A 14,573-nucleotide genomic window follows, 5' to 3' on the forward strand; every position below is an offset into this window, starting at 1 on the left:
CTCGCTACAAAACCTTTGCCCATAAAAAAGGCCGCTGCAAACGCAGCGGCCAAAGTAAGACGTTGGATCAAGGAGCTACAAATCAACGTCAGAGAACACAGGGCGATCAATCGATAAAGCGTCGATTCATCTGGATTCTGTCGCCAATGGCGTGGGCTGATCACACACCATCGCTTCGTGCTTTCTGGCGGTTCACCTTGAAAGCCCGGCAAGAATAAGGCCTTGAGCCCAAAGGAAAAATAGCGATTCGCGACATGCACTGTTGCAGCATGAGCAATAGTCCGCCGCGCCACGGCAGCTGCTACAGGTCGGTGTCATCCTCCCGCCATGCGTTCTGCTGATAGCCCCCCATCCAGCCCATCCATATCCGGCGCAAACCCCCGTCCCGTCAGGCCATTCATCCTTTAGAGGTACACCACGAATACCTCCTTGGTGCGCTTATCGCTCCAAACGTGCGGCAGTAGGGTGGGGCCTTCTGTCACTCACCGGGGAAGACGCATGACAAAAACAACAATGCGCGCCATCTTCACGCCGCAAGCGCTGGCCGCTGCGGTTGCCTTGGGCTGCTGTGCCCAGGCGCAGGCTGTTGCGTTCAACATTGGCGAAATCGAGGGGACGTTCGACTCCTCGCTGTCCGTCGGCGCGAGTTGGGGCATGCGCGATGCCGATAAATCTTTGGTGGGTACCGTCAACGGCGGAACCGGACAGTCTTCGACCGGTGATGATGGCCGGCAGAACTTCGAGAAGGGCGAAACCTTCTCCAAGATCTTCAAAGGCCTGCACGACCTCGAATTGAAATACGGCGACACTGGCGTGTTCGTCCGTGGCAAGTACTGGTACGACTTCGAGCTGAAGGATGAAGACCGCCCGTTCAAACAGATCAGCGACAGCGGCCGCAAGGAAGGCGCCAAGTCCTCCGGTGCGCAGATTCTCGATGCCTTCGTTTATCACAACTATTCCATCGCCGATTTGCCGGGCACCTTGCGCGCCGGCAAGCAAGTGGTCAGTTGGGGTGAAAGTACTTTCATCGGCAACTCGATCAACAGCATCAACCCGATCGACGTATCCGCGTTCCGTCGCCCAGGCGCCGAGATCAAGGAGGGGCTGATTCCGGTGAACATGCTGTTCGCCTCCCAAGGCCTGACCGATCAGCTCTCGGTGGAAGGTTTCTATCAACTGGAGTGGGACCAGACTGTCGTCGACAACTGCGGCACCTTCTTCGGCAACGACGTGGTGGCGGATGGTTGCAACAACAATTACACCGTAGGCAGCCCCGCCATTGCCCCGTTGGCGCCACTGGCGGCAGCCTTCGGTCAGCCTATCCAGGTCACCCGCGAAGGCGTGGTCGTTCCCCGTGGTGGCGACCGCGATGCGCGGGATTCCGGGCAGTGGGGCACGGCGTTGCGCTGGCTCGGTGACGACACCGAGTACGGCCTGTATTTCATGAATTACCACAGCCGCACACCGACGGTGGGCACCGTTACCGCGGGTGCATCGACACTGGCCAGCCTGCCGGGGATGGTGAGTATCGCCAACCGTCTTGCGCCGGGCAGCGGTGCGGGCCTGGCCCAAAGCGTGATGCTCGGTCGCGGTCAGTATTACCTCGACTACCCGGAAGACATTCGTCTCTACGGCGCGAGTTTCTCTACCACCTTGCCTACCGGCACCGCGTGGAGCGGCGAGATCAGCTATCGACCGAATGCTCCGGTGCAGGTCAGCACCAACGACCTGACCCTGGCTTTGCTCAACCCGATTGCCGGTGGCGCTGCGTCACCGATCGCCACCACCCCTGGCGCTGACAACAAAGGCTACCGCCGCAAGGAAATCACGCAGATCCAGAGCACCCTCACGCAGTTCTTCGATCAGGTGTGGGGCGCACAACGGTTGACGCTGGTCGGCGAAGCGGCGGTGGTGCACGTCGGTGGCCTGGAGTCGCGCAGCAACCTGCGTTACGGCCGCGACTCGGTCTACGGCCAGTACGGTTTCGGCGGCGACACCGAAGGTTTCGTCACCTCGACTTCCTGGGGCTACCGTGCCCGGGCGATCCTCGATTACGCCAACGTGATCGGCGGGATCAACCTCAAACCCAACCTGTCCTGGTCCCATGACGTCGCGGGTTATGGCCCCAACGGGCTGTTCAACGAAGGCGCCAAGGCCGTCAGCGTCGGTGTCGATGCCGACTACCGCAACACCTATACCGCGAGCCTGAGTTACACCGATTTCTTCGGCGGTGACTACAACACCCTGGAAGACCGCGACTTCCTGGCACTGAGCTTCGGCGTGAACTTCTGATCTGGCTGAGAAGGATGAATGTGATGCGCAAGATGATTCTGCAATGCGGCGCCCTGGCCCTGAGCCTGCTGGCGGCCAACGTGATGGCGGCGGTATCGCCGGAGGAAGCGAACAAACTCGGCACCACCCTCACGCCGCTCGGCGCCGAGAAGGCCGGTAACGCGGATGGCTCGATCCCGGCGTGGACCGGTGGCATCCCGAAAAATGCCGGCGCGGTGGACAGCAAAGGCTTCCTGGCTGACCCGTTCGCCAGCGAAAAACCGCTGTTCGTGATCACCCCCGCCAACGTCGACAAGTACAAGGACAAACTCTCGGAAGGTCAGGTGGCGATGTTCAAGCGCTACCCGCAAACCTACAAGATCCCGGTCTACCCGACTCACCGCACCGTGGCCGTACCCCCGGAGATTTACGAGTCGGCCAAGCGCAGCGCGCTGAACGTGAACAGCATCAACGAGGGTAACGGCCTGGCCAATTTCACTGGCAACCGTTATTACGCGTTCCCGATTCCGAAGACGGGCGTGGAGGTGTTGTGGAACCACATCACCCGTTATCACGGCGGTAACCTGCGACGCATCATTACCCAGGTGACGCCGCAGACCAACGGCAGCTACACGCCGATCCGCTTTGAGGAAGAGATCGCCGTTCCGCAATTGATGAAGGACCTGGACCCGGAAAAAGCCGCCAACGTGCTGACCTTTTTCAAGCAGTCGGTCACGGCGCCGGCGCGTCTGGCGGGTAACGTGCTACTGGTGCACGAAACCCTCGATCAGGTGAAAGAACCGCGCCTGGCATGGATCTACAACGCCGGCCAACGTCGCGTGCGCCGCGCGCCGCAAGTCGCCTACGACGGGCCGGGCACCGCCGCCGATGGTTTGCGCACGTCCGACAACTTCGACATGTTTTCCGGCGCGCCGGATCGCTACGACTGGAAACTGGTCGGCAAGAAGGAAATGTACATCCCCTACAACAGCTACAAACTCGACTCGCCGAGCCTCAAGTACGATGACATCGTCAAGGCCGGCCACATCAACCAGGACCTGACCCGCTATGAACTGCACCGCGTCTGGGAAGTGATCGGCACGGTCAAGTCGAGCGAGCGGCACATCTACGCAAAACGCCACATGTACATCGACGAAGACAGCTGGCAAGTGGCGCTGGTGGATCACTACGACGGTCGCGGTCAACTGTGGCGAGTGGCCGAGGGTCACGCTCAGTACTACTACGATCATCAGGCCCAGGCTTACACGCTCGAAGCGCTCTACGACATCATTGCCGGTCGATACATTGCGCTGGGGATGAAGAACGAAGAGAAGCACAGCTTTGAATTCGGCTTTGAAGCCAAGGCGGCGGACTACACGCCATCGGCGTTGCGTGCCGAGGGCGTCCGGTAAGGGAGTTGATACATTCGCAGTGCAGAAGGCGACCGGTGGGTCGCCTTTTTTATGGCTGCCAATCAGCGTCCTGAATACTTCTCAACAAGCGGGTTAGAGAGGGCTAGGGTTGCCGGACAATTATAAATAGGCACGCCGCAATGACCGCCATGACCCCGTGTCTTGACCGTTCTGGATTCCTGCCCCGTCTGTCCTCTCATCACCTGTCACGTGAGCGATTGACCGAGCCCTTGCTGGCGTCCACGTCTCGGGTGAAATTACTCTGCGCGCCGGCCGGCAGCGGCAAGACCGCGCTGCTTGCCGACTGCCTGTTGCAGGCGCCGTCGCCATACCGGGTGTGCTGGTTGCCGTTATCGGGTGTAGCGATGAGCGCGGCGGAATTTCGTCAGCGTGTGGCAGAAACGCTGGGGCTGGCTTCGTCAGAAGAGCCGGCGATGCTCGGCGCGTTGGCTCGATTGCAGGCGCCGACCTGGCTGTTTCTCGATGACTATTGCCGCGTTCCGAACCCGGAACTCGATCACCTGCTGGATCGCATGCTGGCCGTCAGCAGCCCGATGCTGACCTGGTGGCTCGGCGCCCGCCGTCGCCCGCAATGCAACTGGCCGCGGTTGCTGCTCGATGATGAGTTGTACGAATGCGAACGCGCCACGCTGGCCTTCAATCAAACTGAGATTGCCTCGCTGTTGCGCCACCTGACACCGGCCGATGCCAACACCACCGCGAGCAAGATCATCCAGCGCAGCGGTGGTTGGTGTGCTGGCGTGCGCGTTGCACTGCTGCAGAAATGCGACTGGTCGCGCAACGACCCGCTTCACAATCGACCGAACACGCTGCTCGATTACCTCGAACACGAGCTGTTCACCAGCCTGACCCCGGAGTTGACGGAAGCGTGGCAGGTGCTCGCGCATCTGCCACGCTTCAACGCACGGCTGTGCGATCACCTGTTTGGCGCAGCGGAGGGCGCGCAATGTCTGAAGACGTTGCAGGACCTGGGGTGCTTTATCGAGCCCTGGCAGGACTCGGCAGACTGGCTACAGATTTTCCGTCCCCTCACGCAATTGATGCGCGATGAGCAATGGCCGGCCGGACGTTCCTGGCATCGCCGCGCCTGTCAGTGGTTCGCCGCCGAGCAGGACTGGAAAGCGGCGTTCGAACAGGCCTTGCTGGCCGAAGAGTTCGAGGTCGCGGTCAGCCTGCTGCAGCATTTCAGTTTCGAGCATTTGTTCGAGGAGCAGACGGTCGTGCTGTTGTTGAAGTTGTACGAGCAACAAGGCGACGCGCTGATGTTCGGTTCGCCGCAACTGGTCGGGTTGATCACCGCAGCCTTGCTGTTTGCCGGTCGATTCGAGCAAGCGGCCGATTGCATCGAGCAGTTGTCACGATTCACACCTATGCCGTCGTCGCTCCTTCAGCAGCAATTGATTGCGCGCTGGCAGGCCCAGCAAGGGTGGCTCCTGCATTTGCAGGGGCGCATGGAGGGGACACGCGCGCATTTTCTCGACGCGTTGACTGTGCTCGGTCCTGACCTCTGGCCCGTGCGCTTGATGTGCCTGTCGGGTTTGACGCAACAGGCCCTGCTCAGGAGTGAGCTCGAAGTGGCGCAGGCGATAAACCGCGATGCGTTATGCCTGGCACGGGCTCAAGGCTCGCTGGTTTTCGAAGGGCTGCTGGAACTCGATCATGCGCAATTGCTGGAGCAACGTGGGGCTCCTCAACGCGCCGACCATTTGCTCGCCAACGTCGAGGGCATGCTCACTCAACAGGAGCGGATCGCCGAGCCTCTACTTGGGCGGATTGCCTTGCACCGTGGACGCTTGAGTTTGTGCCAGGGTCTGGATACGCAGGCTGCCGAGTATTTCGAAGCGGGGCTGTCTATTTGTTTGCGCAACCACGACAAACGGGTGCTTTACGGTTTCCTCGGTTTGGCGCAGGTGGCGGCCAATCAGCGCGACTATGCCCAAGCATTTGTCCATCTACGCGATGCCGAGCGCTTGATGCAGCAACGGCAGATTCCCGACACCGTTTACCGCGGTGTGCTGTTGCAGATCAGCAGTCAACTCTGGCTTCAGCAGGGCCGCCCGGAACTGGCCCATGAGGCGCTCAGTCGAGTACTGCGCCACTATCGTGGCCCGCATGCACGGCAGGCGCCTCCCGCGACGCTGATGTTGATCGCGCGGATCGATTATCTGTTGGTGCTGGCAAAAGTCGATCTGCACCAGGTCCAGGACCCGCTGAGCCATTTCGCCCTGGCACTCGAACAATCGCAGCTCGCGGGCATGCTGGCGCTGGAGGTCGAATTGCTGTTCGCCGCAGCCGAAGTCGCGTGGCAGAACGGTAACAGGGTCGGAGCCCGGGATTGGTTGCGCAAAGGATTGAATCTTTCTGAGCACCATGGGCTTCGCCAGGCGCTCGGTGAGTTGCAATTGCGAAAGCCCGATCTTCTGCCAGCACTTGATGATGGTTGGGAGCGTTCGGAAAAAAATCTGCCGATGAGTGAAGTTAATCCGCTCAGTCAGCGTGAAGTGGAAGTGCTAAAGCTGATTGCTCTGGGCAATTCGAATCAGCAAATAGCCGAGCAGTTGTTTATCTCCTTGCATACGGTAAAAACACATGCGCGGAGAATTCACGGAAAGTTGGGCGTGGAACGTCGGACTCAGGCGGTTGCGAAAGCCAAGAGTGTCGGTTTATTGGATTGAAGAGTGCAAGACTGTTTGCTAGTGAGTATGAGCGCTCACGGAGTACGAATGGCCGGTTCTGCTTTAAAGTCCCTTCGGATTGGAAGAAATTTCCGGTGGGAGATATTTCATCTTATCTGTAAGGTCTGGTGTTTTAATGATTGATTAAACGTTAGGGGTGGGGTGGTCTTTGCCGTGCCAAGCCCGCAGTGGCTGAGTGCGCGGCTTTGTTGTGGAGGCTGTTGGTTCATGTATTTCGTTTTTTCTTTATGTGTTTTTTCTGTATTTAAGTTGCTTGTACAATTATTGAAAAACGATTTGAGTTTTTAATAATGGTTCTGTCTGTTTTAGTTTGATCTCAAGTTAGTCGGCAGCAGCGTGCCGTTTTTGTGATCAAACTAAATGAGGTTGGAAATGCAAGTCGAACAAGCAACAAATACAATGCTGGACCCAGTGCGTGAAGCGCGTAACAATTTACTTGAAACACTCAGGAAAATTCCTTAGTTTAAGGCGATTCTTCATGTTGGCCTGATAGGCGAGTTTCAGAAGATGGACTCTGGCGCCTCTATAGCGCGGCGTTTTGTTAATCTTCGCTCGGGTGTAAGTCCAACATCTGCAGAACCCACTGGCAATCTGCTAGATGTGTTTTTTGAGTGCTTAAAGCGCGGCAGGCCACCCCAGTACACTGCTGATAAATACGGGATGTATGAGCTGGATAAAATCGGCACTGAAACCTTCAGGCTGAAGCATCTGGATGTGGCAAATGTCGGAAAAATGATCGCCGAACTGATGCAAAAGCTGCCTGAGAAATGCAGTTCTGAATTAGGTAAGTATTGGAACGTATCCTATCTGGTTGATAGTAGAAATCGTCCTTTGCCGTCGCCTAAACAGGAGTTGCGCATTCTTCAGGCGCGACTTTTCTGGCGCGAGCTGGACTTGGCGGGCAGCGAGAACCTGATGTCCAAAGCCGATGTCGCGACCATCAATGGTTTAATCGGTTCGGGACTGCCAAGTTCCTGCTATGCCGTCTCTGTTGAAAAACAAAAGGGAGGTTTTGCGACGCTGGCATCCACCTTTGTTATTTCTCTTTCCGGCGCTGTTGCAAATGAGCTGAATCCAGCAGGCAATCAAGAGGTTGTTCTTTATTCGCCGTTCGGTGGATTTGAAAAATTCAGCACCGTGAGTGCACTTCATCAAGCATTGCAACAACGGTTGTCCAATGCGTCGACCCGCGCCGACCTTTTGCAGGGCCTGTCGGAGGACGAGCGAGCTCTGGTATCGACTGTTCCAGCGGTTCGTTACGCGAGAATCCTTGAAGAACTGTTTGAGCATTGCAATGGCGGTCTGTTGGCAAGGCAAAGTCGTGATGTCATCTATCAAGTACGAAAGTTAGTGACCGTCGGCGCGCATACCGAGGCGGCGTGGAAGCCGCTGGATCCTATTCTGTCCATGGATGCACTTGTACGTTCTGAAAATGCGCGAAATGTCTTCTTGATCAAGGCGATGCTGGCGAATGCCCGGCCCGAGTGGTTTAAAAAAGCCTATGTCACCAATCAGGAGCTTTATGTCGGTCTGGAGAAGAACCTGCTGGAAAGCCAGATTCAGCTTCATGAATTGACCAAAGATGTGGCGACTCTTACAGCTTATGCCCGACAGGCAGTAGAGGCATTCATCTCGCCGGGAACCGACGAACGAATCGATCCTGACACGGTGTTCGTGAATATTCAGCACTCGGTCAGGATGGCGGATGGCAAACGCATAGAACACATTGAGCGGAAAACGCTGACCCAGGCGTTCATGTATGGGGCACATGATCGCGCAGGGCGTTACACGATTACGCTGGAGAAGAACTATGACCTCGCCAGGCTGACGCCTGAAAACATAATGCGCGCCATTGAAACGCTGGATCTGCGTCTGGCGTATGGCCCCGCGCGGCAGCGGGTGTATGGCCAGCAGAACGTCAAGGAAGCTTTGCGGGAAGTGCTGGGTCGAAAGACGGCTTTGACCCTGTTCGGCGCCATCTTGCAAAAACACATCACCTCGGCTGCGCAGGATATTGTTCAGCGTTACAACTTTGGCGATCCCTCTATTGAAGCGTCTGGTATCGCATTAAGAGCTTTCTATAACTTCAAGCCCTTGAAGGATCTCATTGTCTACCGGAGGAAAGGAGGAGACCTGAATCTCAAAGCTTACGTGCTTTATGCCCCCGGCTCCCCGACGGATAAAGACTGGTACGAATTCTCCGATCTGGACAGTCTGCAACGGTATATAGGGTTGTGGGCACTTGAAGAAGAGGGACGTACCTACCTTCGAACCCAAGTGCATGAAAGTGATCGACGTAATCTGGAGCATGAAGTCTTCGGCAAGGAATGGCCGCGTGGTGAGCCGAGGGAGAGGAATCAGGGCCGAGCATGGTGGGACCAGGTCAATCTTGTTGCCTGGGTTGAAAGCGATGGGTTAAAGGGCAGTATTCAAAGTGTCCTTGACTGGGAAGACGCCGAAGAAAAGGCAGTCACGCCCCATTGGTACCGAAACGCCTCGCTCTCTGATCGCCAGCTGTTCAATCGTTTGACCACAGACTTCAAGGCCATTTATAACGCGTCAAAAGACAAATTTCATATTGAGGGCTTTCACAAGTTTTCTCGTGAATTGGTCATGAGCCGGTTAAATGAACATTTGGGCCGCACGGGCGATCGCCAAATCGATCCTGATCAAGTCATGGTGAAATTCCACAAAGGCGCAATGACGCTGACACAGTTGTTTATTAATTGGCATCTGTGGCGCAGCGATACCAATGTGTTCGAGAAAATCGTGCTGCCTGGATCGAGTACGCTCAGAGACAGTATCCGGGTGTCTGAGTTCTGGTGGAAAGACACGGGCAAGCCAATGACTGAGCTGAATTCCAGTACGCTCAACAAGCTTATCGACCTGATGCCCGGCGAGCATTACAGCCGTTATCTGAAATCAAACTTTCTATGGAAGTCGGATATTGATCTGCGGGCCAACCTGTACCGGGAGCTCAAGAAAAACGAGATGTTCCGAGCAGCATTGACGCAAAAGCTCAATGGCACGTTGCCGTCGGGGCATTATGATTGGTTGATAGAGTCGATCAAGGGGCTGGATCGAGACACAAGGACGCCAGACGGTGTTTCACCTGGCAGTGAGCCTGGCGAAGGGGTTTATGAATTCTGGCTTGAAGGTGCGCGCATAGCCGGGGGGTATGTTTTTGGTGAGGGGCATATGAAGTTTGCCTATATCCCGAATTCGCCTGGCAAGGCCTTTATCTGGGTCGGTGATTTATCCAAGGCTATCGAGAACGATCGTATTTTGGGCGAGCATCTTCGGAGTCTGGCTGGATTACGTGGGCAGAACAGGGTCGGCGCCTACATCAGCAAGTCCCGCGATCCACGAGGTTCGTTGCCAGTACCGGGGTTGGGCGGCACCAATCCGGTTTACAACTTCAAGGCCGAATACGAAAACCTGATTAATCGCGCACTCGATGATCTGGATGTCCTGACCACCTCGCCAGTCGAAGCGTTCTGGCAGGAGACTAAGATTCTTCTCGAAGTGGCATTGGATGTGATCTCGATCTTTGTCCCGCCGGTGGGTTTCGCCGTCAGCGTGTTGAAGATCAGTCATTCGATCGTGCAAGGCATCATTGCATCCAGCCATGGGGATTCTGCAGGCGCCAATGCACATTTTGCTGCCGCATGGCGCGGGGCAATCCTCATGTACCTGGGTAAGGTCGCCTCGGTAGGATCGGCGGCCTCTGCACTTGGCCTGCTGTCCACGATCAGGGATCTGACCGACGTGCTCTCGGCCGTCACGGGCGTTCCGGTTGGAGTCAGTTATGTCACTGCGGTGGCTGTGCCGCACTGGACCCCCGAGAGTACGACCCGCGTGATCGGTTGACAGTCGGGACGCACATCAAGGTGTTATCCAGAGGATGAATGATCGGAGCTGATCAGTTCCGGTCTTCGGACATCGGCGGTGTCTCATACCCCATCCGCCAACTCACGGCCCGCGTCGCCGCCAGCAATCGCTGCGCCGCCGGGCCGTTTTCGTCGGCATGAAATAACGAAGTCGGGCCGACAATGGTCAAGACCGCCGCCACGTTCCCCACGGCGTTGAATACCGGTGCCGACAAGGCATCCACTCCCGGCATCAACAACCCGTGCACATGATGCAGGCCGCGTTCGCGGATCTGTTCGCACAAGGCCGCATAGGTTTGATCGTCCGCCAAGACGTGGTCAGTGGCGTTGTGCAGTTCCTGATCGCGCAAGTCCACGGTTTCCCGTTTCGGTAGAAACGCGCCAAATACCAGTCCAGTGGACGAACTGAGCAACGGCAGCACCGAACCCAATTGCGTTACCACCGTCACCGCACGCACTGCCGGTTCGATGTGCACCACAGTCGCGCCCTGATTGCCCCACACCGCCAAAAAACAGGTTTCGTTCAGTTCATCGCGCAACTCGGCCAAGGGCAAAGCTGCGACTTTCAACACGTCCATACTGTTGAGGGCGGCGAGACCAACGCGCAAGGCTTCACGGCCGAGGCCGTAGTGGTTGGTCGCTGCGTTTTGCTCGGCAAAACCACTGGCGATCAGCGCCTGCAAATAACGATGAACCTTGCTCGCCGGCATCTGCACGTGTTCAGCCAGGCGCGACAGTGAGGTCGAGGGCGACAACTCGGCCAGGGCCTTGAGGATGTCGGTACCGACCTCGGCCGAGCGGACTTTCTGTTTGTCGTTGTTGCGCGGCGTTTCCATGGAGGCGATGTGATCCCGGGACGAATGGGCGTCTTTATAGCTTGACGGTCAATACCAATCAAATTACGTTATGCGTAATCGAATTACGACAAAAATAACCCAGGCGTGCCGAGACCTCTGCAGCAGAGCGACAGGCCATTGCCTACTCCCTGTTCAGGAGGCTCCATGAACCTCGATTCAACGGCGCCAGCGCTGGCTTATCAGTCAGGCTTCGGCAACGAATTCAGCAGCGAAGCGTTGCCCGGCGCACTGCCCGTCGGCCAGAACTCCCCGCAAAAAGCCCCATACGGCCTCTATACCGAACTGTTTTCCGGCACCGCGTTCACCATGGCCCGCAGCGAAGCGCGGCGCACCTGGATGTACCGCATTCAGCCGTCCGCCAATCACCCGGCGTTCGTCAAACTGGAGCGGCAACTGGCCGGTGGCCCGTTGGGTGAAGTGACTCCCAATCGCCTGCGCTGGAACCCATTGGACATCCCCACCGAACCGACCGACTTCATCGACGGGCTGGTGAGCATGGCTGCCAACTCGGGCGCGGAAAAACCAGCCGGGATCAGCATCTACAGCTACCGCGCCAACCGTTCCATGGAACGCGTGTTCTTCAATGCCGACGGTGAACTGTTGCTGGTGCCAGAGCAGGGGCGCCTGCGCATCGCCACCGAACTGGGCGTGCTGGACCTGGAACCGCTGGAAATTGCCGTGCTGCCGCGCGGGCTTAAATTCCGCGTCGAATTGCTTGACCCGCACGCTCGCGGCTACATCGCCGAAAACCACGGCGCACCGCTGCGCCTGCCGGACCTGGGGCCGATCGGCAGCAACGGTCTGGCTAACGCGCGAGACTTCCTGACCCCCGTCGCGCATTACGAAAACCTCAAGCAACCGACCACCCTGGTGCAGAAATTCCTCGGCCAGTTATGGGGCTGCGAGCTCGATCATTCGCCGCTGAACGTGGTCGCCTGGCACGGTAATAACGTGCCGTACAAATATGACCTGCGCCGTTTCAACACCATCGGCACGGTCAGTTTCGATCACCCGGATCCGTCGATCTTTACCGTCCTGACCTCGCCGACCAGCGTCCACGGTCTGGCCAATCTGGACTTCGTGATCTTCCCGCCACGCTGGATGGTGGCCGAGAAGACCTTCCGTCCACCGTGGTTCCACCGCAACCTGATGAACGAATTCATGGGCCTGATCAAGGGCGAGTACGACGCCAAGGCCGAAGGTTTCGTGCCCGGCGGCGCGTCGTTGCACAGCTGCATGAGCGCTCACGGCCCGGACGGCGAAACCTGCACCAAGGCAATCAACGCCGAACTGGCGCCAGCGAAAATCGACAACACCATGGCGTTCATGTTCGAGACCAGCCAAGTGCTGCGCCCGAGCCGTTTTGCCCTGGATTGCCCGCAACTGCAAACCAACTACGATGCCTGCTGGGCCACGCTGCCCGCAACTTTCGACCCGACCCGGAGATAACCCATGACTCAGACTTCCATCACTCGTAGCTGGGTTTCTTCCGCCAACGGCCATGCTGATTTCCCGCTGCAAAACCTGCCGCTGGGCGTGTTCAGCGTGAAAGGTTCGGCACCGCGCAGCGGTGTGGCCATTGGCGAACACATCTTTGATCTGGAAGCGGCGTTGGACGCCGGTCTGTTCGAAGGCGTGGCAAAAACGGCCGTTGAAGCCACCCGTAGCGGCCAGCTCAATGCGTTTTTTGAATTGGGCCGCGAGGCTCGCATTGCCCTGCGCGAACGTCTGCTGGAACTGTTCGCTGAAGGCAGCACCCTGCACGGCAAGATCGAGGCCCAAGGCGCAAAACTGCTGCCTCTGGCGGCGAATTGCGAGATGCACCTGCCGGCTAAAATCAACGATTACACCGACTTCTACGTCGGCATCGAGCACGCACAGAACGTCGGCAAACTGTTCCGCCCGGACAACCCCTTGCTGCCGAACTACAAGTACGTACCTATCGGCTACCACGGTCGTGCCTCGACCATTCGCCCTTCCGGCACTGACGTTCGCCGTCCGAAAGGCCAGACCTTGCCGGCCGGTCAGACCGAGCCGACCTTCGGCCCGTGCGCACGTCTGGATTACGAACTGGAGCTGGGCATCTGGATCGGCCAGGGCAACGAGATGGGCGACTCGATCGCCATTGGCGATGCGGCCGATCACATTGCCGGTTTTTGCCTGCTCAACGACTGGTCGGCCCGCGACATCCAGGCCTGGGAATACCAGCCGCTGGGGCCGTTCCTGTCGAAGAGTTTCATCACCAGCATCTCGCCGTGGGTCGTGACGGCCGAAGCACTGGAGCCGTTCCGTCGCGCACAACCGGTGCGCCCTGAAGGCGATCCGCAGCCGCTGCCGTACCTGTTCGACAAGCGCGATCAAGCCGCAGGAGCGTTCGATATCGAGCTGGAAGTGTTGTTGCTCACCGAAGGCCTGCGCGAGCAAAAACTGCCGGCCCATCGCCTGACCCTCAGCAACACAAAACACATGTACTGGACCGTGGCGCAAATGGTCGCGCACCACAGCGTCAACGGGTGCCAGTTGCAGGCCGGTGACCTGTTCGGTTCGGGCACGTTGTCGGGGCCGGAAAACGGTCAGTTCGGCAGCTTGCTGGAAATCACCGAAGGCGGGAAAAAGCCGATCGAGCTGGCGTCGGGCGAGGTGCGCAAATTTCTCGAAGACGGCGACGAAATCATCCTGCGCGCCCGTTGCAGTCGCGACGGTTTTGCCTCCATCGGTTTCGGTGAATGCCGTGGCAAAGTGATCGCGGCGCGCTAAGAGGATCGGGTCATGGAGCTTTTTACCTACTACCGTTCGACGTCGTCGTACCGGGTGCGCATCGCGTTGGCGCTCAAGGGCCTGGATTACCAGGCACTGCCGGTCAACCTGATCGCACCGCCAGGTGGCGAGCATCGGCAAGCGCCGTATCTGGCCATCAACCCACAAGGCCGCGTGCCGGCCTTGCGCACCGACGAAGGCGACCTGCTGATTCAATCGCCGGCCATCATCGAATACCTGGAGGAACGTTATCCACAGGTGCCGCTGCTGTCCAAAGACCTGGCTGCGCGGGCTCATGAGCGTGGTGTTGCGGCGGTGATCGGCTGCGACGTGCATCCGCTGCACAACGTCAGCGTGCTCAACAAGCTGCGGCAGTTGGGCCACGATGAAACGCAGGTGGTGGAGTGGATCGGGCACTGGATCAGCCAGGGGTTGGCGACGGTGGAGCAGTTGATCGGTGATGACGGCTACTGCTTCGGCGCTGAACCGGGCCTGGCAGACGTGTACTTGATCCCTCAGTTGTACGCGGCCGAGCGCTTCAACATCGCGCTTGAGGCGTATCCACGGATTCGCCGGGTGGCGGTGTTGGCGGCTACGCATCCGGCGTTCATCAAGGCGCATCCGGCGAATCAGCCCGATACGCCGTGAGTCTGCAGGCGCCTGTGTTCT

Annotated in this window: 8 protein-coding genes; 7 read left to right on the top strand and 1 reads right to left on the bottom strand. The window is 58.1% G+C overall.

What is annotated here, in order from left to right:
- Positions 1-498 precede the first annotated feature (498 nt).
- The 4 genes from ACA051_RS04700 (at position 499) to ACA051_RS04715 (ending at position 10,270) form a co-directional block, all read left to right on the top strand.
- Complete coding sequence (locus tag ACA051_RS04700; protein WP_497373685.1) at positions 499-2,292, top strand: DUF1302 domain-containing protein; 1,794 nt, start codon at positions 499-501, stop codon at positions 2,290-2,292.
- Positions 2,293-2,315: 23 nt separating this feature from the next.
- The gene (locus ACA051_RS04705; RefSeq protein ID WP_497308122.1) at positions 2,316-3,683 is read left to right on the top strand and encodes a DUF1329 domain-containing protein; all 1,368 of its coding nucleotides are present in this window, start codon (positions 2,316-2,318) and stop codon (positions 3,681-3,683) included.
- Positions 3,684-3,823: 140 nt separating this feature from the next.
- Positions 3,824-6,379 (top strand): LuxR C-terminal-related transcriptional regulator, encoded by a 2,556-nt coding sequence (locus tag ACA051_RS04710; RefSeq protein WP_497373687.1) that lies wholly within the window; start codon positions 3,824-3,826, stop codon positions 6,377-6,379.
- A gap of 528 nt (positions 6,380-6,907) precedes the next feature.
- Positions 6,908-10,270: a dermonecrotic toxin domain-containing protein gene (locus ACA051_RS04715; RefSeq protein WP_497373689.1), complete on the top strand. Its 3,363-nt coding sequence runs from the start codon at positions 6,908-6,910 to the stop codon at positions 10,268-10,270.
- A gap of 52 nt (positions 10,271-10,322) precedes the next feature.
- On the opposite strand, the gene ACA051_RS04720 is transcribed toward ACA051_RS04715, so the two are convergent.
- Positions 10,323-11,126, bottom strand: a complete 804-nt coding sequence (locus ACA051_RS04720) for an IclR family transcriptional regulator (RefSeq protein ID WP_497308127.1) — start codon at positions 11,124-11,126, stop codon at positions 10,323-10,325.
- Between the two features lie 165 nt (positions 11,127-11,291).
- Between ACA051_RS04720 and hmgA the strand changes: the two genes are divergently transcribed.
- Genes hmgA through maiA form a run of 3 tightly spaced genes read left to right on the top strand, consistent with a single transcriptional unit; the run spans position 11,292 to position 14,552 of the window.
- Positions 11,292-12,596 (top strand): homogentisate 1,2-dioxygenase, encoded by a 1,305-nt coding sequence (gene hmgA, locus ACA051_RS04725; RefSeq protein ID WP_497308129.1) that lies wholly within the window; start codon positions 11,292-11,294, stop codon positions 12,594-12,596.
- A 3-nt stretch (positions 12,597-12,599) separates the two neighbouring features.
- Positions 12,600-13,904 carry a fumarylacetoacetase gene (gene fahA, locus ACA051_RS04730; protein ID WP_497308131.1) on the top strand — a complete coding sequence of 435 codons (1,305 nt, stop codon included), beginning with the start codon at positions 12,600-12,602 and terminating at the stop codon, positions 13,902-13,904.
- Positions 13,905-13,916: 12 nt separating this feature from the next.
- A complete protein-coding gene (gene maiA / locus ACA051_RS04735; protein ID WP_497308133.1) occupies positions 13,917-14,552 on the top strand; it encodes a maleylacetoacetate isomerase in 636 nt (211 codons plus the stop codon).
- Positions 14,553-14,573: the final 21 nt, after the last annotated feature.

It is taken from the genome of Pseudomonas sp. LBUM1669 (assembly GCF_059695705.1).